Annotated in this window: 18 protein-coding genes and 2 pseudogenes; 9 read left to right on the plus strand and 11 right to left on the minus strand. The window is 66.5% G+C overall.

Annotation, left to right across the window (positions count from 1 at the left end; translation table 11 throughout):
* The 3 genes from A9W96_RS28030 to A9W96_RS28040 form a co-directional block, all read right to left on the minus strand.
* A partial coding sequence (locus A9W96_RS28030; protein WP_369830883.1) for a 3-hydroxyacyl-CoA dehydrogenase NAD-binding domain-containing protein occupies positions 1–355 on the minus strand: 355 nt, incomplete at its 3' end.
* A 237-nt stretch (positions 356–592) separates the two neighbouring features.
* On the minus strand, positions 593–1,879 hold the full coding sequence (gene aceA, locus A9W96_RS28035) for an isocitrate lyase (RefSeq protein WP_066868741.1): 1,287 nt from the start codon (positions 1,877–1,879) through the stop codon (positions 593–595).
* Between the two features lie 268 nt (positions 1,880–2,147).
* Positions 2,148–2,942 carry an acyl-[acyl-carrier-protein] thioesterase gene (locus tag A9W96_RS28040; RefSeq protein ID WP_066879624.1) on the minus strand — a complete coding sequence of 265 codons (795 nt, stop codon included), beginning with the start codon at positions 2,940–2,942 and terminating at the stop codon, positions 2,148–2,150.
* 160 nt (positions 2,943–3,102) lie between these two features.
* On the opposite strand from A9W96_RS28040, the gene ramB reads away from it, so the two are divergent.
* Together ramB and A9W96_RS28050 are read left to right on the plus strand one after the other, a co-directional pair.
* Positions 3,103–4,527: an acetate metabolism transcriptional regulator RamB gene (gene ramB, locus A9W96_RS28045; protein WP_066868745.1), complete on the plus strand. Its 1,425-nt coding sequence runs from the start codon at positions 3,103–3,105 to the stop codon at positions 4,525–4,527.
* The gene (locus A9W96_RS28050) at positions 4,524–5,084 is read left to right on the plus strand and encodes a carboxymuconolactone decarboxylase family protein (RefSeq protein ID WP_066868747.1); all 561 of its coding nucleotides are present in this window, start codon (positions 4,524–4,526) and stop codon (positions 5,082–5,084) included. The genes ramB and A9W96_RS28050 overlap by 4 nt, the downstream gene beginning before the upstream one ends.
* Here A9W96_RS28050 and A9W96_RS28055 read toward each other — a convergent pair whose 3' ends face one another.
* From A9W96_RS28055 to A9W96_RS28080, 6 genes are read right to left on the minus strand one after another with little or no spacing between them, the layout of a single operon-like run.
* Complete coding sequence (locus A9W96_RS28055) at positions 5,085–5,363, minus strand: hypothetical protein (RefSeq protein WP_066868749.1); 279 nt, start codon at positions 5,361–5,363, stop codon at positions 5,085–5,087.
* Positions 5,364–5,372: 9 nt separating this feature from the next.
* Positions 5,373–6,770: a dihydrolipoyl dehydrogenase gene (lpdA, locus tag A9W96_RS28060; protein ID WP_066868751.1), complete on the minus strand. Its 1,398-nt coding sequence runs from the start codon at positions 6,768–6,770 to the stop codon at positions 5,373–5,375.
* A 49-nt stretch (positions 6,771–6,819) separates the two neighbouring features.
* Positions 6,820–7,398 (minus strand): hypothetical protein, encoded by a 579-nt coding sequence (locus tag A9W96_RS28065; RefSeq protein WP_067144495.1) that lies wholly within the window; start codon positions 7,396–7,398, stop codon positions 6,820–6,822.
* A complete protein-coding gene (locus A9W96_RS28070) occupies positions 7,391–7,669 on the minus strand; it encodes a putative holin (RefSeq protein ID WP_197499688.1) in 279 nt (92 codons plus the stop codon). The genes A9W96_RS28065 and A9W96_RS28070 overlap by 8 nt, the downstream gene beginning before the upstream one ends.
* A gap of 19 nt (positions 7,670–7,688) precedes the next feature.
* Positions 7,689–8,174 carry a DUF779 domain-containing protein gene (locus A9W96_RS28075; RefSeq protein WP_067144497.1) on the minus strand — a complete coding sequence of 162 codons (486 nt, stop codon included), beginning with the start codon at positions 8,172–8,174 and terminating at the stop codon, positions 7,689–7,691.
* Positions 8,174–9,697, minus strand: a complete 1,524-nt coding sequence (locus tag A9W96_RS28080) for an aldehyde dehydrogenase family protein (protein ID WP_066882274.1) — start codon at positions 9,695–9,697, stop codon at positions 8,174–8,176. The genes A9W96_RS28075 and A9W96_RS28080 overlap by 1 nt, the downstream gene beginning before the upstream one ends.
* An 81-nt stretch (positions 9,698–9,778) precedes the next feature.
* On the opposite strand from A9W96_RS28080, the gene A9W96_RS28085 reads away from it, so the two are divergent.
* Together A9W96_RS28085 and A9W96_RS28090 are read left to right on the plus strand one after the other, a co-directional pair.
* Positions 9,779–10,621 carry a class I SAM-dependent methyltransferase gene (locus A9W96_RS28085; RefSeq protein WP_067144498.1) on the plus strand — a complete coding sequence of 281 codons (843 nt, stop codon included), beginning with the start codon at positions 9,779–9,781 and terminating at the stop codon, positions 10,619–10,621.
* Positions 10,622–10,654: 33 nt separating this feature from the next.
* Positions 10,655–12,754 carry a prolyl oligopeptidase family protein gene (locus A9W96_RS28090; RefSeq protein ID WP_067144499.1) on the plus strand — a complete coding sequence of 700 codons (2,100 nt, stop codon included), beginning with the start codon at positions 10,655–10,657 and terminating at the stop codon, positions 12,752–12,754.
* A gap of 17 nt (positions 12,755–12,771) precedes the next feature.
* Here A9W96_RS28090 and A9W96_RS28095 read toward each other — a convergent pair whose 3' ends face one another.
* Entirely contained in the window at positions 12,772–14,139 is a 1,368-nt protein-coding gene (locus tag A9W96_RS28095; RefSeq protein WP_082972674.1) for a DUF2254 family protein, read from the minus strand.
* A 155-nt stretch (positions 14,140–14,294) separates the two neighbouring features.
* Here A9W96_RS28095 and A9W96_RS28100 point away from each other — a divergent pair, with 155 nt between their 5' ends.
* From A9W96_RS28100 to A9W96_RS28115, 4 genes are all read left to right on the plus strand, one after another.
* Complete coding sequence (locus tag A9W96_RS28100; RefSeq protein WP_066868448.1) at positions 14,295–14,606, plus strand: hypothetical protein; 312 nt, start codon at positions 14,295–14,297, stop codon at positions 14,604–14,606.
* Positions 14,607–14,613: 7 nt separating this feature from the next.
* On the plus strand, positions 14,614–15,525 hold the full coding sequence (locus A9W96_RS28105) for a crotonase/enoyl-CoA hydratase family protein (RefSeq protein WP_066868446.1): 912 nt from the start codon (positions 14,614–14,616) through the stop codon (positions 15,523–15,525).
* Between the two features lie 79 nt (positions 15,526–15,604).
* Positions 15,605–16,117: a DUF5078 domain-containing protein gene (locus tag A9W96_RS28110; protein WP_067144501.1), complete on the plus strand. Its 513-nt coding sequence runs from the start codon at positions 15,605–15,607 to the stop codon at positions 16,115–16,117.
* 91 nt (positions 16,118–16,208) lie between these two features.
* Positions 16,209–16,562: a hypothetical protein gene (locus tag A9W96_RS28115; protein ID WP_067144502.1), complete on the plus strand. Its 354-nt coding sequence runs from the start codon at positions 16,209–16,211 to the stop codon at positions 16,560–16,562.
* A gap of 42 nt (positions 16,563–16,604) precedes the next feature.
* On the opposite strand, the pseudogene A9W96_RS28120 reads toward A9W96_RS28115, so the two are convergent.
* A pseudogene (locus A9W96_RS28120) lies at positions 16,605–19,034 on the minus strand (RND family transporter); the annotation flags it as partial.
* Here A9W96_RS28120 and A9W96_RS31055 point away from each other — a divergent pair.
* Positions 19,032–19,194: pseudogene (locus tag A9W96_RS31055) on the plus strand (MMPL family transporter); the annotation flags it as partial. The pseudogenes A9W96_RS28120 and A9W96_RS31055 sit on opposite strands and share 3 nt — an antisense overlap.

Here is a 19,194-nt window from a genome sequence, read left to right on the forward strand (position 1 = left end):
TGGTGGCCGCGGCGATCTTCATGATCGGGATGCTGGAGGTGTTGGAGGCCAGCACGGCGTCGGGATCGGTGATAACCCGGTCGAGCTCGGCGAACACCTGCGCCTTGACGGCGTCGTCCTCGATGATCGCCTCGATGACCAGTTGGCGGTCCGCGAGATCCTTCAGGTCCGTGGTGAAGGTGAGCTTGCTCAGCGCGCGGTCGCGTTCGCGCTCGGTCACCTTGCCGGCGCTGACGCCGCGCTCGAGCGACTTCACGATGCGGTTGCGGCCGGCCGTGATGAGGGCGTCGGTGGTCTCGAACACCGTCACGTCGACACCGGCGCGGACCGAGACCTCGGCGATGCCCGACCCCATCTGGCCGGCCCCGACTACTCCTACGCGCTGAATCGTTGTGTCACTCACTTGATCTCTCTCCGGTTCTCTCCGGTAACCCGTATCGTCTTGCACCGCAATAGGCCCCGCCCAGGATCAGCTGGGCGGGGCCTACGCTACTTCATCTCAATTTCGGGGCGCGGCTTGCGCCGAGGGCCGGTGGCTCAGTGACTCACGCCTTCGGTTCCACTTCGTCCTCGCGGGCAAGCCCGCTCGTCCTCAGTGGAACTGCCCCTCTTCGGTGGAGCCGGTCAGCGCGGTGGTCGACGAGGTCGGGTCCACCGTGGTGGCGATGCGGTCGAAGTAACCGGCACCCACCTCGCGCTGGTGCTTGGTCGCGGTGTAGCCGCGCTCCTCGGCGGCGAACTCGCGCTCCTGCAGCTCGACGTAAGCGCTCATCTGGTTGCGGGCGTAGCCGTAGGCCAGATCGAACATCGAGTAGTTCAGGGCGTGGAAGCCGGCCAACGTGATGAACTGGAACTTGAATCCCATTGCGGCAAGCTCCTTTTGGAACTTCGCGATGGTGGAGTCGTCCAGGTGCTTCTTCCAGTTGAACGACGGCGAGCAGTTGTAGGCCAGCATCTGGTCGGGGAACTCGGCCTTGACGCCCTCGGCGAACTTGGCGGCGAGCTCGAGGTCCGGAGTACCGGTCTCCATCCAGATCAGGTCGGAGTACGGCGCGTAGGCCTTGGCCCGGGCGATGCACGGCTCGAGACCGTTGCGCACCCGGTAGAAGCCTTCCTTGGTGCGCTCACCGGTGATGAACGGCTGGTCGCGCTCGTCGACGTCGGAGGTGATCAGCGTGGCGGCCTCGGCGTCGGTGCGGGCGATGACCACCGTGGGGACGTCGCACACGTCGGCGGCCAGCCGGGCCGAGGTCAGGGTCCGGATGTGCTGCTGGGTCGGGATCAGCACCTTGCCGCCCAGGTGTCCACACTTCTTCTCCGAGGCCAGCTGGTCCTCCCAGTGCGAGCCGGCCACACCGGCGGCGATCATGGCCTTCTGCAGCTCGTAGACGTTGAGCGCACCACCGAAGCCGGCCTCACCGTCGGCGACGATCGGCGCCAGCCAGTTCTCCACCGAGGTGTCACCCTCGACCTTGGCAATCTCGTCGGCGCGCAGCAGCGCGTTGTTGATCCGGCGCACCACCTGCGGCACCGAGTTGGCCGGGTACAGGCTCTGGTCGGGGTAGGTGTGGCCGGACAGGTTCGCGTCACCGGCGACCTGCCAACCCGACAGGTAGATGGCCTTCAGGCCCGCGCGCACCTGCTGCACGGCCATGTTGCCGGTCAGGGCGCCCAGCGCGTTGATGTACTCCAGGTCGTGCAGCTGCTCCCAGAGCACCTCGGCGCCGCGGCGGGCCAGGGTGGCCTCCTCGACTACGGTGCCTTGCAGGGCGACGACGTCCTCGGCCGTGTAGGTCCGGGTGACACCCTTCCAACGCGGGTTGGTGTCCCAGTCCTTCTGGATCTGTTCGGCGCTCTTGGGGGTGCCAACGACAGACATTGGGCATGCTCCTTCACGGTCTTCACTACTGAGTTGCGGACGCCGCACCGGCGGTAGCTAGCGGCTCAACTTCGCTGGTGTGCTAACTCGAAGATGGCACAGCTCATAGGGGCTGGTCCACCCGTTTCAGTTGCCAATTTAAGCAACGGGACCGACCGATTTTGCGAAGTTTGCTAAGCTGCGAACAAACTTAACCGTTTCAGAAGCTACCCGTCAGTAACCCCAAAGCCGCAGGTCACACCGCAAATTAACCGGGACGCTTGTCCTGTTAGCGAGCAAAGATCGCGGCGACGGCTTTCGCCTCGTCGCCGACGGCATATGTGAGCGTTGTAACAGTCCGATCGGCCAGTTCGGGACCGAATTGTTCGGTGGATCCGGCGGGGTGGACGTGCGAGATGATCTCCAGCTTGTCGCCCAGCGCCACCGGCGCCTCGTGCTCGATGGTGACGCGCAGCGGGGTCCGCATCAGCTCCAGATGGGACGCCAGATAGTCCTCGATCACGCTCCAGTACACGGAGTTGTTCATGTGGTCGAACAGGTCGATGTCGGTGACCCGGACCGGAAACTCGTGGATCTCGACCGCGTCGTCGCGGCTGCCCGGCTTGAGATACGACTTCCACCGCAGCCGGTCGACGGAAGTGGTCTTGTGCAGTCCGGCCAGGAAGTCGTCGGCGATGCGCGAGGGCATCTGGGTTTCGCGGTTGATGTTGATCCAGAACGCCTCGGACTCGATGAGCCCACCCTTGCGGCCATCGATGCGGACCCGCATCTCGCACCACCGGTTCGACGTGCCCGAACACCAGCGACGCAGGCGCAGCATGTCGTTGAACTCGATCGGTCGGACCAGGTCGAGCATGGTGCGCCGGACGATCCACAGCGGATGGGTCTCCTCGAAGCCCATCTCGCGCAGCTGGTCCTGGCCGATGTCCTGGATGTGGCGCGCCGCGGCGTCCAGCCGCAACCGACCCGTGCGGTCGATATCGCCGACCCGCAACGGCCACTGGCGGTCGAACACGTCAGGGTGACCGTCGGGCACCGGCATCAGTTGTTTATCCAGGCTCACCGCGTCGCTCCCGTTTCCTCCTCGTGGTTACCCCAGGCTAAGGCCTGCGCCCCGGTCGCATCATCCCAACGGGGTGCGTCGAACACCTATCCCGACGCGACCGCAGGCATTGCCAAGTCTGCGAACTCCCATCTTCGCAAAGGCCGGTAACCTCGGAGAGGTGTCCAAAACGTTCGTCGGGTCACGGGTTCGCCAGCTTCGCAACGAACGCGGGTTCTCCCAGGCCGCGCTGGCTCAGATGCTGGAGATCTCACCGAGCTACCTCAACCAGATCGAGCACGACGTCCGCCCCCTGACCGTGGCCGTGCTGCTGCGCATCACCGAGGTGTTCGGGGTGGATGCGACGTTCTTCTCCTCCCAGGACGACACCCGGCTGGTCGCCGAGCTGCGCGAGGTCACCATGGACCGGGACCTGGACATCGACGTCGACCCCACCGAGGTCGCCGAGATGGTCAGCGCCCATCCCGCGTTGGCCCGCGCGGTGGTCAACCTGCACCGGCGCTACCGGATCACCACGGCCCAGCTCGCGGCCGCCACCGAGGAGCGGTACTCCGACGGCAGCGGTAGCGGGTCGATCACCATGCCGCACGAGGAAGTCCGCGACTACTTCTACCAACGACAGAACTACCTGCACGAGCTGGACACCGCCGCCGAGGATCTGACCAGCAAGATGCGGTTGCACCACGGCGATCTGGCGCGCGAGCTGACCCGCCGGCTCACCGAGGTGCACGGTGTGCACATCAACCGGCGGATCGATCTGGGCGACACCGTGCTGCACCGCTTCGATCCCGAAACCAAGACGCTGGAATTCAGCAACCACCTGTCGTTGGGACAGCAGGTGTTCAAGATGGCCGCCGAACTGGCCTACCTCGAATTCGGCGATCTGATCGACACTTTGGTCGAGGAGGGCAAGTTCACCAGCGACGAGTCACACACCCTCGCCCGGCTGGGGCTGGCCAACTACTTCGCCGCGGCCACCGTGCTCCCCTACCGTCAGTTCCACGACGTCGCGGAGAATTTCCGCTACGACGTCGAGCGGCTGTCCTCGTTCTACTCGATCAGTTACGAGACCATCGCACACCGGCTTTCGACGTTGCAGCGGCCGTCGATGCGGGGTGTGCCGTTCTCGTTCGTCCGGGTCGACCGGGCCGGGAACATGTCAAAACGTCAGTCCGCCACCGGGTTTCACTTCTCCTCCAGCGGAGGCACCTGCCCGCTGTGGAATGTCTACGAGACGTTCGCCAACCCGGGCAAGATCCTGGTGCAGATCGCCCAGATGCCCGATGGCCGCAATTACATGTGGGTGGCCCGCACCGTGGAACGGCGCGCGGCCCGGTATGGTCAGCCGGGTAAGACCTTCGCGATCGGCCTGGGCTGCGAGCTTCGCCACGCTCACCGGCTGGTCTACTCGGAGGGACTCGACGTCTCGGGGGAACCAGGAACAGTGGCCACACCGATCGGCGCGGGCTGTCGGGTCTGCGAACGCGACAATTGCCCACAGCGCGCCTTCCCCGCACTCGGCCGCGCACTCGATCTCGACGAGCACCGCAGCACGGTGTCGCCCTACCTGGTGACCCAGCCGTGAGCGCGCCGGCGGACGGCCGCATCCCGCCGGGGCGGTTCCGCGAACTGGGGCCGATCAACTGGGTGATCGCCAAGCTGGGTGCGCGCACCGTGCGGGCCCCGGAGATGCACCTGTTCACCACCCTGGGGCAGCGCCGGTTGCTGTTCTGGACCTGGCTGGCCTACGGGGGCCGACTGCTGCGCGGCAAGCTCCCGACCATCGACACCGAACTGGTGATCCTGCGCGTCGCGCACCTGCGCTCGTGCGAATACGAGTTGCAGCACCATCGCCGGATGGCGCGCACCGCCGGGCTCGACGCCGATCTGCAGGCCGCGATCTTCGCGTGGCCGCAGCGGTTGGACCCGGTCGATGCGCGCCTGACGGTGCGTCAGCAGGCGCTGCTGTCGGCGACGGACGAGTTCGTCAAGGACCGGACGGTCACCGCCGAGACCTGGCAGGCGCTGGCCGCCCACCTGGATCGGCGGCAGCTGATCGAATTCTGTTTGCTCGCAAGCCAATACGACGGTCTGGCCGCGACCATGTCAGCGCTCGAGATTCCGCTGGACCATCCGCGCTAGCTACAGGTAGACGTCGGCGAGGATGGCCAGCGTCAGTATCACGGGAAGCACCGGCAGCGCGAAGGCGAACGCCGCCCACGGCCGCTTGCCCCGCCGGCGCTGCCGCAAGCCCCACAGCGCGGCGCCGATCCCCAGCACCACCGACGCCAGCAGCACCAGCGGGCCCCAGTGGCCGGCGGTCGCGTTGTCGCCGTTCGAAATGGCCAGCAGCCACAGGACATAACCGGTCGCCAGGCCACCGACGGCACCCGCGAGGGCCTGAGGGGTGACGGTGCGCATATCTCTTACTCAGAAATTGATCATGTGCCCGGTCAGGCCGTGGAAGCATTCCTGCAGTGCCTCGGACATGGTCGGGTGGGTGTGGACGTTGCGGGCCAGCTCGGTTGCGGTCAGGTCCCACTTCTGGGCCAGCGTCAGCTCCGGAAGCAACTCTGAGACGTCGTGGCCGACCAGGTGTCCGCCCAGCAGCTCACCGTATTTCGCGTCGGCGATCAGCTTGACGAACCCGCTGGGGTCGCCCACGCCGTGGGCCTTGCCGTTGGCGGTGAACGGAAACTTCGCCACCACCACGTCGTGGCCCTCCTCGCGAGCCTGCTCCTCGGTGAGCCCGAAGCTGGCGACGTTGGGCTGGCAGAACGTCGCGCGCGGCATCATCCGGTAGTCACCGAGCGCCAAAGTCTCTGCGCCGGCGATGGTTTCGGCCGCCACCACACCCTGGGCCTCAGCGACGTGGGCCAGCTGCAACTTTCCGGTGACGTCGCCGATGGCGTAGATGTGCTCGATGTTGGTCCGCATGTAGTCGGTGATTCCGATGGCCTTGCGGTCGGTCAGCGCGACGCCGGCCGCCTCCAGGCCGTAGCCCTCGACATTTGGGGCAAAACCGATGGCCTGCAACACCTTTGCGGCCTTGAGTTCCTGCGAGTTACCGTCCTTGCTGACCACCACGGTCACCTCGGAGCCGTTGTCGGAGATCGACTCGACCTTGGTGCTGGTCAATATCTTCACGCCCAGCTTCTTGAACTGCCGCTCGACCTCCTTGGAGACATCGGCGTCCTCGTTCGGCAGCGCGCGCGGCAGGAACTCGACGACGGTCACGTCGACGCCGTAGTTCTTCAGCACATAGCCGAACTCCATGCCGATCGCCCCGCAACCGGCGATGATGATCGACTCCGGCAGCTCGCGGGACAGGATCAGTTCCTCGTAGGTGACCACGTTGGCCGACAGCGACGTGCCGGGGACCAGGCGGGTGCTGCTGCCGGTGGCGATGATGGCGTTGTCGAAAGTCACCGTCTCCGTGCCGCCCTCGTTGAGCTCGACGGAGATCGTGTTGGCGTCGGTGAAGCGGCCGTAGCCATGGATTTCGGTGATCTTGTTCTTCTTCATCAGGAAGTGCACGCCGGCGACGCGGCCCTCGGCCACCTTGCGGCTGCGGTCAAACGCGGCGCCGTAGTCGAAGGTCGCCTCGCCGCTGATGCCAAACGTCTTGGCCTCTTTGGTGAAGATGTGGGCGAGTTCGGCGTTGCGCAGCAGCGCCTTGGAGGGGATGCACCCGACGTTGAGGCAGACGCCACCCCAGTACTTCGGTTCGATCACCGCGGTGCTCAGCCCCAGCTGTGCGGCGCGAATGGCTGCGACATATCCGCCGGGACCGGCCCCGAGGACGACGACGTCATAGTGAGAAGTCACGAGCCCACCCTAGTTGGCCGCGGCCTCTGGCGGCCGCCCGGGCGAGCCGTCAATAGGGAATGACACCGACCAGACAGTGCCCCGCTCGCTCGCAGTGGTAGTAGCCGTACAGGGGTGCCGCGGCGACCAGCGACGCGAACGGCCCGGACATCAGCGCCACCGCGAGCGCCGAGATCAGCGGCCGGCCTTCGGTCATCGCCAGCATCACCGAGCCGACGATGCACACCACCACGTAGGCCAGGACGACGAACAGCGCCGCCGTCTTGTCGGACGAGTGGTACCACCAAGAGAACAGCCCCAGCCCGATCACGGCCGCCGCGGACCACGCGCCCAGCAGCACCAGGGCCAGCTTCCACCACCTGAGGTAGAGATACCGGCCGGGCACGTTGATCGGTTGCACGGGGCCGACGGGCTCGGGCGACTCCTGCTCGCTAGCCTCCGGCGTCGCGTCCGCCGCCGGTGCGGCGGCGGGCTCCGGCTCGGCCACCGCGGGGTGCTCGCCGGTGTCGTCATCGAAATCGGGCACCCAGGATTGGGTGCCGGTGTGCTCGGAGTCGTCTTCGTCATCCGAGAAGTCCGGTACGAACGCCTCGGTGCCGGGGCTCGAGGCGTCCTTGTCGTCAGCCACCGGCGGTCACCCGCAGCGCGACGAGCACACCGAACCAGCCCGGCGCCACCGACAGCAGGAACGCCCCGAGCATGGTGACCCACCGACGCCCGGAGAACAGGATCGTCGCCAGCCCTACGACGCTGGGGATGCCGACCACCGACGCGATGGCGACGCCCGGGCGGACGCTGGCGTGAATCACCAGGGTGCAGGCCACGCCCGCCAAAAGTCCGACCGCACTGCCGATCAGCATGGCGCTGGCCAACAACCAGGGACGCGGAAGGGGAATCACTTTCTCGACTGTACTGCGGCTACCCGCGCGGGGGGCACGTTGACGACGCCGCGTCGGTCACCACCGGACCCCGTGCCGGGGGGCGTTCACCGCGTTCGTAATCCGCGCCGGTGATCACCGCCGCGGCGGCCATTGCGGCCCGTTCGTCGTCGGTGAAGACGCGACCGCGGGACAGGAACCGCACGCCGTCGGGCGCCTCCAGGCTGAACCCGCCCCCGCGGCCGGGCACCACGTCGATGACCAGCTGGGTGTGCTTGTCGCGATAGTGGGCGGTGTACTGCGGACCCGAAATCCACACCGGCACACCGTCTGTCCCGACGTCGAGGACGCCGAGCAAGACGTCGCGATCGCCGACCAGGAAATCACCGAGCGGATAACACATCGGCGACGACCCATCGCAGCAGCCACCGGACTGGTGGAACATCACCGGGCCGTGGGCGGCCTGCAACCGCGCCAGCACCTGGGCGGCCGGGGCGGTGATGACCACCCCGGGGGGCGGAAGCATCAGAAGAACCCTTGCGCCTTTTCGGAGTAGGACACCAGCAGGTTCTTGGTCTGCTGATAGTGGTCGAGCATCATCTTGTGGTTCTCCCGGCCGATGCCGGACTGCTTGTAGCCGCCGAACGCGGCGTGGGCGGGATAGACGTGGTAGCAGTTCACCCACACCCGGCCGGCCTGGATGTCGCGCCCGGCCCGGTAGGCGGTGTTGCCGTCGCGGCTCCACACCCCGGCCCCCAGGCCATACAGGGTGTCGTTGGCGATCGAGATGGCGTCGTCGTAATCGGCGAACGACGTCACCGTGACCACCGGCCCGAATATCTCCTCCTGAAAGACCCGCATCTTGTTGTCGCCACTGAAGATGGTGGGCTGCATGTAGAAGCCGCCGGACAGGTCGCCGCCGAGCTCGGCGCGTTCGCCGCCGGTGATCACCTTGGCGCCTTCGTTTTTGCCGATCTCGATGTAGGACAACACCTTTTCCAACTGATCGTTGGAGGCCTGCGAGCCCAGCATGGTCTCGCTGTCCAGCGGATCACCCTGGCGGACTGCCTTGGTGCGGATCGCGGCCAGTTCGAGGAACTCGTCGTAGATGTCGGCCTGAACCAGGCTGCGCGACGGGCACGTGCACACCTCGCCCTGGTTGAGGGCGAACATGGTGAAGCCCTCCAGCGCCTTGTCCTGGTAGTCGTCGGCCTTGGCCATCACGTCGGAGAAGAAGATATTGGGGCTCTTGCCGCCGAGCTCCAGCGTGACCGGGATGAGGTTTTGCGACGCGTACTGCATGATCAGCCGCCCGGTGGTGGTCTCGCCGGTGAACGCGATCTTGGCGATCCGGTTGCTCGACGCCAGCGGCTTGCCGGCCTCGGCGCCGAATCCGTTGACGACGTTGACCACTCCCGGCGGGAGCAGGTCGCCAATCAGCGACATCAGGTAGAGCACCGAAACCGGTGTCTGCTCAGCGGGTTTGAGCACCACCGCGTTGCCGGCCGCCAGCGCGGGCGCCAGTTTCCAGGCACCCATCAGGATCGGGAAGTTCCACGGGATGATCTGCCCGACCACTCCGAGCGGCTCGTGGAAGTGGTAAGCCACGGTGTCGTCATCGATCTGGCTCAGCGCGCCCTCCTGCGCGCGCAGCGCCGCGGCGAAGTAGCGGAAGTGGTCGGCGGCCAACGGAATGTCGGCGGCCAACGCCTCGCGGATCGGCTTGCCGTTGTCCCAGACCTCAGCCACCGCCAGCGCGGCGGTGTGCTCCTCGATGCGGTCGGCGATCTTGTTCAGGATTGCCGCGCGCTCCGCGGGTGCCGTCTTGCCCCACGCCGGGGCGGCGGCGTGCGCGGCATCCAGTGCCTTGTCGATGTCGGCCTCGTCGGAGCGGGCCACCTCGCAGAACGGCTGGCCGGTGACCGGGGTCGGGTTCTCGAAGTAGCGGCCCTTGGCCGGCGCAACCCACTGCCCGCCAATGAAATTCTCGTAGCGGGATTCGTACGACATCAACGCCCCGGCAGAACCTGGACGTGCAAAAACAGGCATCTTTTCGGCTCCTTCCCTCGTGACACAGCTCACAGTACGCTGCACTCATCCGGGGATGTCGGGTCGACGCGGGGGACGAGCATGGCCGAGACGCATTCAGCCGAGGAGGCGCTTCGGCAGTGGAGATCCGTGGCACCGGCCTGGGAACAGCACCGGGAACGCATGTTCGGCGACGTGCGCGCGGTGTCCGAATGGCTCGTCGAGCAGGTTGATCCGCAACCGGGCCAGACCGTTCTGGAGGTGGCGGCGGGCCCGGGCGAGACCGGCTTTCTCGTCGCGGACCGGCTCGGTCCCACGGGCCGCCTGATCTCCAGCGATTTTGCGCCCGAGATGGTGGCGGCAGCGCGTCGCGGGGCCGACGAGCGGGGCCTGCACAACGTCGAATGTCGCGAACTCGACGCCGAACAGCTCGATCTGCCGGACGCCAGCATCGACGGGGTGCTTTCGCGCTTCGGGCTGATGCTCATGCCGGGGCAGCAGAGGGCGGTCGCGGAGGTCCGGCGGGTCTTGCGGCCGGGCGGCCGGTTCGCCTACGCGACGTGGGGACCGCCGGACCGCAACCCGTGGCTCTTCCACGTGGTGGTCGCGATGCTGCAGAACGGGGTCACGCCGCCCGGCGACCCGTTCGCCCCAGGCGGTCCTTTCTCCCTCGCCACCCCCGAAAGCAACCGGGCCCTGGCCGATGCGGGCGGGTTCGCGGACGTCGCCGTCGAAGAGATCACCGGGGTCATGCGTTTCGACAGCCCGGACGAGCACTGGGCGCATGTCACCGGGCTCGCCGGCCCGGTGGTGGAACTGGTGGCCTCCCTGGACCCCGCGCAGATCGACGCGATCCGCGCGACCCTCGCACCGTCGCTGACGCCCTACCAGCGCGACGGCGCCCTCGAGATCCCGTGGGCCGCGATGGTTGCGAGGGCGACGTAAGGGCCCGCGTCCTGCGGCCGTAAGAATGGCGGCATGACTGAGGACCCATACCTGTGGCTCGAGGACGTCACCGGTGACGAGGCGCTGGACTGGGTGCGGGCGCGTAACGAGCCGACACTGGCGCGCTTTCGCGACGAGAATTTCGAGCGGATGCGCATCGAGGCGCTCGAGGTGCTCGACACCGACGCCCGCATCCCCTACGTGGTCCGCCGCGGCGAGTACCTCTACAACTTCTGGCGCGACGCGGCCAACCCCCGCGGGCTGTGGCGGCGCACCACCCTGGACAGCTACCGCACCGACTCCCCGGAGTGGGACGTGCTGATCGACGTCGACGAACTGGGTCGGGCCGACGGCGAGAAGTGGGTGTGGGCCGGCGCCGGCGTCATCTACCCGGAATACACCCGCGCGTTGGTCAGCCTCTCCCGCGGCGGCTCCGACGCCTCCATCGTGCGCGAATTCGACATGGAGGCAAGGAAATTCGTCGACGGCGGGTTCGCGCTACCCGAGGCCAAGTCGCAGGTGAGCTGGGCCGATCCGGACACCGTGCTGGTCGGCACCGACTTCGGCGAGGATTCGCTGACCGACTCCGGCTATCCACGGGTGGTCAAACGGTGGCGCCGCGGCACTCCCCTCGCCGACGCCGAAACGGTCTTCGAGGGATCTCGCTCCGACGTCAACGTGGTGGCCAGCGCCAGCCGGATCCCCGGGTTCGAACGCACCCTGATCGGCCGGGCCTTGGACTTCTGGAACGAAGAGGTCTACGAGCTGCGCGGGTCGGAACTGATCCGCATCGACGCGCCTACCGACGCCAGCGTGAGCCTGCACCGCGAGTGGCTGTTGATCGAGCTGCGCAGCGACTGGTCGTTGGGCGAGTCCAGCTATACCGCCGGCTCGCTGCTGGCCGCGAATTACGAGGAATTCCTCGCCGGCACAGCGCAATTGCAGGTGGTGTTCGAACCCGACGAGCACACCGCGCTCAACCACTACACGTGGACCAAGCACCGGCTGCTGATCGTCACACTCGCCGACGTGGCCAGCCGCGTGGAGATCGTCACGCCGCCATCGCGTGACGACCCGCCGCGCTTGCAATCGTCACCATCGCGTGACGACCCGCTGCGCCCGGCTCCGCCGCGCTTGCGATCGTCACAAGGCGACTGGCGACGCGAGCCGGTGGCCGGGATTCCCGCCGCGACCAATACCGTCGTCGTCTCCGCCGACGACACCGGCGACGAATTCTTTTTGGATTCCAGCGGATTCGACTCGCCGTCACGGCTGATGCGCGGAACCGACGACGGCCGGCTCGAGCAGATCAAGTCCGCGCCGGCCTTCTTCGACGCCGAAAACATCTCGGTGACACAGAACTTCGTCACGTCACAGGACGGCACGTCGATCCCCTACTTCGTGGTGCGGCCCGGCGGTCCGCAGGCCGCCGGCGGGCCGGCGCCCACCCTGCTCTACGGCTACGGCGGCTTCGAATCGTCGAACACGCCGGGCTACAGCGGCGTGCTGGGCCGGCTGTGGCTGGCCCGTGGCGGCACCTACGTCCTGGCCAACATTCGCGGCGGGGGCGAATACGGTCCCGGCTGGCACACCCAGGCGATGCGGGAGGGCCGGCACAAGGTGGCCGAGGACTTCGCCGCCGTCGCAACCGATTTGGTGGATCGCGGCATCACCACGGTCGAGCAGCTCGGGGCGCAGGGCGGCAGCAACGGGGGCCTGCTGATGGGCATCATGCTGACGCAGTACCCCGAGCGGTTCGGGGCGCTGGTGTGCAGCGTGCCCCTGCTGGACATGAAGCGCTACCACCTGCTGCTGGCCGGCGCCTCCTGGGTCGCCGAGTACGGCGACCCCGACAACCCCGACGACTGGGCATTTATCTCCGAATACTCGCCATACCAAAACATTTCGGCGACGCGCCGCTACCCACCGGTGCTGATGACCACCTCCACCCGCGATGACCGGGTGCACCCGGGGCATGCCCGCAAGATGACGGCAGCACTCGAGGCCGCCGGTCATCAGGTCTTCTACTACGAGAACATCGAGGGCGGGCACGCCGGCGCGGCGGACAACGAGCAGGTGGCGTTCAAGTCCGCGCTGACCTACTCGTTTCTATGGCAGATGCTGGGCACTTGAGCTGAATGGTCTTGCTGTCAGCCCTCGGACTGCTGATTGCCCAACCGTGAGCCGAGGCGGGCGACTTCCGCCGCCGCGCCGGCCTGACCATTGTCCGACAGCGCACGGCCCAACGCGGTCAGCGCTCGCTCCATCTCATTGGTCAGGGGATGCCTGGCGGCTCCCGGCAACGCGTGGCGCAGTTGTGCCGTCACCATGCGTTGGTACTCCGCGGGAAGGTCCGGAAGGGCCATGGCGAAGACGTTCAAAACCTGGGCGCAGGTCTGGTGTTGCCCGCCCTGGGCGGCACCCACCGCGATGCTCGAAAGTGCGGACAACACTTCCGGAATCGCGGTATCACGGTAAACCACCGGCAGTGGTTCGTCGTCGGGCTCCGCTCCACCGGATGACGGGGATCGGTGCACCCAGTGCGCCAACAGGGTGTGCAATCCGTCTACCGTCACCAAGGCAGCTTCCGGATCGCGCTGTGTAGCCGACGCCCATCCGATGCTCGAGAGCTGATGCACCCCGTAAACCGGTTCCCGGTTGAGTTGTCGCTCACGGCCGCAGCGCAACGCGTCATAAACCGCCCCGGCCAGCCGTTCCCGGTCGGCCTGACGCTCGGCACGCACCCCGGCGAGTGCCGATCCTTCGACCATGTGGCTACCCAGCCTGACGCAAAACTCGACTTCGACTGCGCCGCTGGTTGATTCGAGAGCCCGACCAAGGCTGGCCACGTCGATGTCGACGAGATAGCCGCTGCACTCCGACCGAACGATGGTGGTGGGCAGCCGCTCCAGTTGAGGTTTGTCCCGCAGTCGCCTCAACCACGCCGACTGCTCGGCACGGGTGGCGACCGTGAGCTGCACGATGCGTTCGACCACCGAGGGCGGACGCAGCTGGTCGAGAACCAGGTAGCCGAAGACCACCAACCCCACCAACGCGAGCACGCTCAAGATCAGCGCGACGACGGTGGAAAACACGGCTCGTTGCGGATCGGCCAGCGTCAGCACGATCACGTAGTACGTGGAGAGCCCGGCGAAGTATCCGAAGAAGGCCTTGTGGGCGCGGCGACTGAGAAATTGCTCGACGACCACCCACGTGAAGACATCGGCCATCCGGTTCACCAGCGTCAAAAGCAGAAAGAACGTGATGGTCATCAAGGTGAGCACGCCCGGCGCAACGGTGCGCAACATCGACTGGTTCTGTTGCGGTGGCGCCACTTTGGCGAGAGCCTGCTGAACCGGCTGCAGCCACCCGATATCGGTGCGGTCCAACACGCTGGTGACGACCGCCAGCACAATGAACCCCAAGATCATTACCAGCGGCACGGCCAGGAATTCCTGCAGCGACCGCCGCAAGCCGCTCTCCCGCCGTGGCCGCGCGGGGCCGGCCGTACCAGGCATCCCCTCACCTGCTCCCGTGACACGCCAACATGTTTCCCACTGATACCCGCGAGATCATCGATGAATCCGGATCCGTGAGCGCCGCAGAGCACGACGCCGCGAAAAGGTCGTAGCGCTCGATACCGAACCGCCGATGCGGCCATAGGATCGTCGACGTGTCCGCGATCCAACGCATCGAACTCACCCTGCTGGCGACGGGATTGATCTTCATCCTGGCCTCGGCGGCACAGGCGCGCTATCGCTTCGTCAAACACCGTCGCGCCGGCCGGCGGTTCTACTGGGCGACCGCGGCCATCGGCATCGTCTGCTTTGCGGTCGGGACCGGGCAACTCTGGCCGAACGGCGTGCTCGCGGCGGCGGTGTTTTCCGCCATCGTCGCCTTCTCGGCCTACCTCACCACGCCGTATTTGAAGATCGGCGGGCGAATCTACGCGTCCTCGCCGGAGAACCGTCAGCCCGACCCGTAAGGACGCTATGCCGACCCGTGACTTCGAGACGCTGCTGTACCGGACGGCCGGCCCGGTGGCCACCATCACGCTGAACCGCCCGGACCAGCTCAACACGATCGTGCCGCCGATGCCCGACGAGATCGAGGCCGCCATCGGGCTGGCCGAGCGCGATCAAGACATCAAGGTCATCGTGCTGCGCGGTGCGGGCCGGGCGTTCTCCGGCGGCTACGACTTCGGCGGCGGCTTCCAGCACTGGGGCGAGGCCATGATGACCGACGGGAAATGGGATCCGGGCAAGGATTTCGCGATGGTCAGCGCCCGCGAGACCGGCCCGACCCAGAAATTCATGGCCATCTGGCGGGCGTCCAAGCCGGTGATCGCCCAGGTACACGGCTGGTGCGTGGGCGGGGCCAGCGACTACGCGCTGTGCGCCGACCTCGTCATCGCCAGCGAGGACGCGGTGATCGGCACGCCCTACAGCAGGATGTGGGGCGCGTATCTGACCGGGATGTGGCTCTACCGGCTGAGCCTGGCCAAGGCCAAGTGGCACTCGCTGACCGGCCGGCCGCTGACCGGCGTGCAGGCCGCCGAGATCGAGTTGATCAACGAGGCGGTGCCATTCGAGCGGCTGGAGGCCCGCGTTGCCGAGATCGCCGCCGAGCTTTCGCAGATCCCGTTGTCGCAGCTGCAGGCCCAAAAGCTGATCGTCAACCAGGCCTACGAGAACATGGGGCTGGCGTCCACCCAGACGCTCGGCGGGATCCTCGACGGCCTGATGCGCAACACCCCCGACGCGCTGGCCTTCATCAAGACCGCCGAGGCCGACGGCGTGCGCGCGGCGATCGAGCGCCGCGACGGCCCCTTCGGCGACTACAGTCAGGCCCCGCCTGAGCTGCGGCCCGATCCAAAGCACGTCATCGTCCCTGATCGCGACTGATACTGAGATGCACTAGCCAAATCCTGGCAGTGAGCTGGGAACTGTTCCCGGCGGGCCAAAAAGTGCTACCGTAACGGCTATGTCTCGGCTGAGTACTGGCCTGCGTGCAGGCGCCGTGTTCCTTGCTCTGGGTGTTACCGCTGCGATCTTCCCGTCGACCGCGGTAGCCGACTCCACGGAGGACTTCCCGATCCCCCGCCGGATGATCAACACCACGTGCGACGCCGAGCAGATCCTGGCGGCCTCCCGGGACACCAGCCCGGTGTACTACCAGCGCTACATGATCGACTTCGACAACCACCCGAACGTCCAGCAGGCGACCATCGACAAGGCGCACTGGTTCTACTCGCTGTCACCGGAGGACCGCCGGAACTACTCCGAGAACTTCTATGCGCCCGTGTCCGATCCGCTGTGGGTGGCCTGGCCCAACCACATGAAGATCTTCTGGAACAACAAGGGCGTCGTGGCCAAGGCCACCGACATCTGCAACCAATACCCGCCCGGCGACATGTCAGTCTGGGACTGGGCCGAGCCCACTGGCCCGCCCGGATGGCCAGGGCCTGTCAAGGGCCGGGTCGACCCCCAAGGCTAGGGTTCGACGTTGTTCGTCCCCCGATCGGGGGACATCGCAATCACCCGTTGACCGGATGGTGCGTTGCGCGCCGCCGCGGGATAGTCGTGCCATGCACAGCACAGACGCTCAGCCACCCCGGGGCGGGTCCCATCGCGACGACGTCGCCGACATCCTGGCGCAGCTCGATTGGCACGACCTCAGCTGCCAGGCCGACGGCGGCTGCACCAGCCGCGCCACCCACGTCGTGCACCGCCACGCCGTGGACGGCTGCAACCGGCCCGGCGCGGACCCGCTCGGCAACATCGTCGGCATCGTGTGCACCTGCTGCCTGCGCGACCTGCAGATCGAGGTGCTGCGGCAGGTGGACCAGATCAGGTCCAGCCCGCACGCCTACTGCCTGACCTGCGGCGTACCGGTACGCCAGCTCAGTCACGCCTTACGCGTGACCCAGCTCCGTCAGTAGCGCGGTCGTCGCGCCACCGGTCGGTGTTCGCGCGCGTGAAGATCAGCGCGGTTGTACCACTCCGCCCGGCGGGTGCTCGTCGACGTCGTTGAGGATCAACTCGCGCACCGCGGGACGCGGTCCGTACGGTCGCAGCATGGTGCTGGCCGGCCGCGGACGCACGTGCTGCGGCCACCAGAACCAGCGGCCGAGCAGGGTGGCCAGCGACGGTGTCATGAACGACCGCACGATCAAGGTGTCGAAGAGCAGACCCAGCGCGATCGTCGTACCCACCTGGGCCATCACCAGCAGCGGGCTGAACATGAACGTGGCCATGGTGGCGGCGAAGACCAGACCGGCGGAGGTCACCACCGAGCCGGAACCGGCCATGGCGCGGATCGTCCCCGTCTTGAGCCCGGCGTGGATTTCCTCTTTGAACCGCGATATCAGCAGCAGGTTGTAGTCCGAGCCGACCGCCAACAGCAGGATGACCGCCATCGCCAGCACCATCCAGTGCAACTTCATGCCCAGGATGTACTGCCACAAGAGCACGGAGAGTCCGAATGAGGCGCCCAGCGACAGCAACACGGTACCGACGATCACGAAGGCCGCCACGACGCTTCGGGTGATCACCAGCATGATGATGAAAATCAAAGTGGCCGCGGCGATTCCGGCGATCATCAGGTCGATGTTGGAGCCGTCGTGCATGTCCTTGTACGTCGCGGCGGTGCCGCCGAGGTAGACCTTGGCGCCTTCCCAGGGAGTGCCCTTGATCGCCTCGTGCACGGCCTGCTTGATCGGTTCGATGTGGTTGATGCCTTCAGGAGTCGCCGGGTCGCCTTCGTGGGAGATGATCAGCCGGACGGCGTGCCCGTTCGGCGAGATGAACTGTTTGAGACCTCGCGCGAAATCCGGGCTCTTGAACGCCTCCGGCGGGAGGTAGAACGTGTCGTCGTTTTTCGCTTTGTCGAAGGCGTCGCCTTGCGCGGTGGCGTTGTCGGACTGCGCTCTCGCCTGTTCGTTAAGACCCTGCGTGATCGCATAGTTCGACATGATGGTGTCGAGGTTGCGCTGCTGGCTCTCGATCTGCGGCGGTATCAGCGCGACCAGTTTCGGCTGAATCTTGTCCAGCTTGTCCAGGTTCGCGCTGAGGTTCACGATGTTCTCAGCCACCTGGTCGATGCCGTCGAGCGCGTTGAAGACCGACCGGAGTGCCCAGCAGACCGGGATGTCGTAACAGTGCTTCTCCCAGTAGAAGTAGCTACGGATCGGCCGCAGGAAGTCGTCGAAGTTGGCGATGTCGTCGCGCAACCTCTCGGTGATCTGCACGGTTTCCTTGGTGAGCCTGGTGGTTTCGTGCGTCGTGTTGCTGAGATCCTGGGTCACCTGCATCTGCTCATGCAGGGTTGCCATCGTCTTGTGCAGCTCGTCGGCTTGCTTGAGCAGGTTTGCCGCCTGCTCGTCCTGATAGTGCTGGGTCTGGATTCGCCCTGCGGCCTGCGCACCCATCTGGAATCCGAGGGTGCTGTGGTCGAGTGGCGTGCCCAGCGGCCGGGTGATGGTCTGCACCCGGCCGATACCGGGGATGTGGAAGACCGCCTTGGCGACCTTGTCCAGGACGATGAAGTCGGCCGGATTACGCAGGTCGTGATCGGTCTCGATCATCAACAGCTCAGGGTTGAGCCGAGCCTGGTCGAAGTGCCGGTCCGCGGCGGCATAACCGACGTTGGCCGGGGTGTCCGCCGGCAGGAAGTGGCGGTTGTCGTAGTCGGTCTTGTAACCGGGCAGGGCGAGCAGACCAACCAGCGCGATCGCGACGGTCACCGCGAGAACCGGTGCGGGCCAGCGGACTACCACGGTGCCCATGCGACGCCAGCCCCGGGTCTGCAGCGTGCGCTTCGGATCCATGAGCTTGAAGAACGACGCAACCGTCAGTATTGCCGGAGCCAGCGTCAAAGCCGCCAGCACCGCGACCAGCATGCCGACCGCGCACGGCACCCCCAGCGACTGGAAGTACGGCAGCCGGCAGAAGCTCAGGCAGTACATCGCGCCGGCGATGGTCAGGCCCGATCCGAGCACGACATGCGCGGTGCTGTGGAACATGGTGTAGAACGCTTGTTCGCGGGTCTCGCCCAGCCCGCGGGCCTCGTGATAGCGGCCGACCACGAAGATCGCGTAATCCGTCCCGGCGGCGATCGCCATCAGCACCAGCATGTTGTTGGCGAACGTCGACAGCCCCATGACGCCGTAGTTACCGAGCGTCGCGACGACACCGCGGGCCGCTGCCAGCTCGATGAACACCATGGCCAGCATGATCAGGACGATGCTGATCGACCGGTAGACGAACAGCAGCATCACGATGATCACCAGGAAGGTGACGAGCGTGACCTTCGCGACGCCCTTCTCACCCGCGTGGGACTGATCGGCGAACAGCGGGCCCGCGCCGGTGACGTAGGCCTTGATTCCCGGCGGCGCGGGCACCGAGTCCACGATCAAAAGGCCGCGTACGTCCAGGTTTACCTCGCCGGCAACATGGGCGGCGGGCTGGCGAACGAGTCCGCCGCGGCCGTCCGCAAGATCGTGGACTCGGTGCCCGCGCCGCCGGGAATCAAGGCCTACGTCACCGGCGCGGGCCCGCTGTTCGCCGATCAGT

Source organism: Mycobacterium sp. 1245852.3, assembly GCF_001669335.1.
GTDB classification, from domain to species: Bacteria; Actinomycetota; Actinomycetes; order Mycobacteriales; family Mycobacteriaceae; genus Mycobacterium; species Mycobacterium europaeum_A.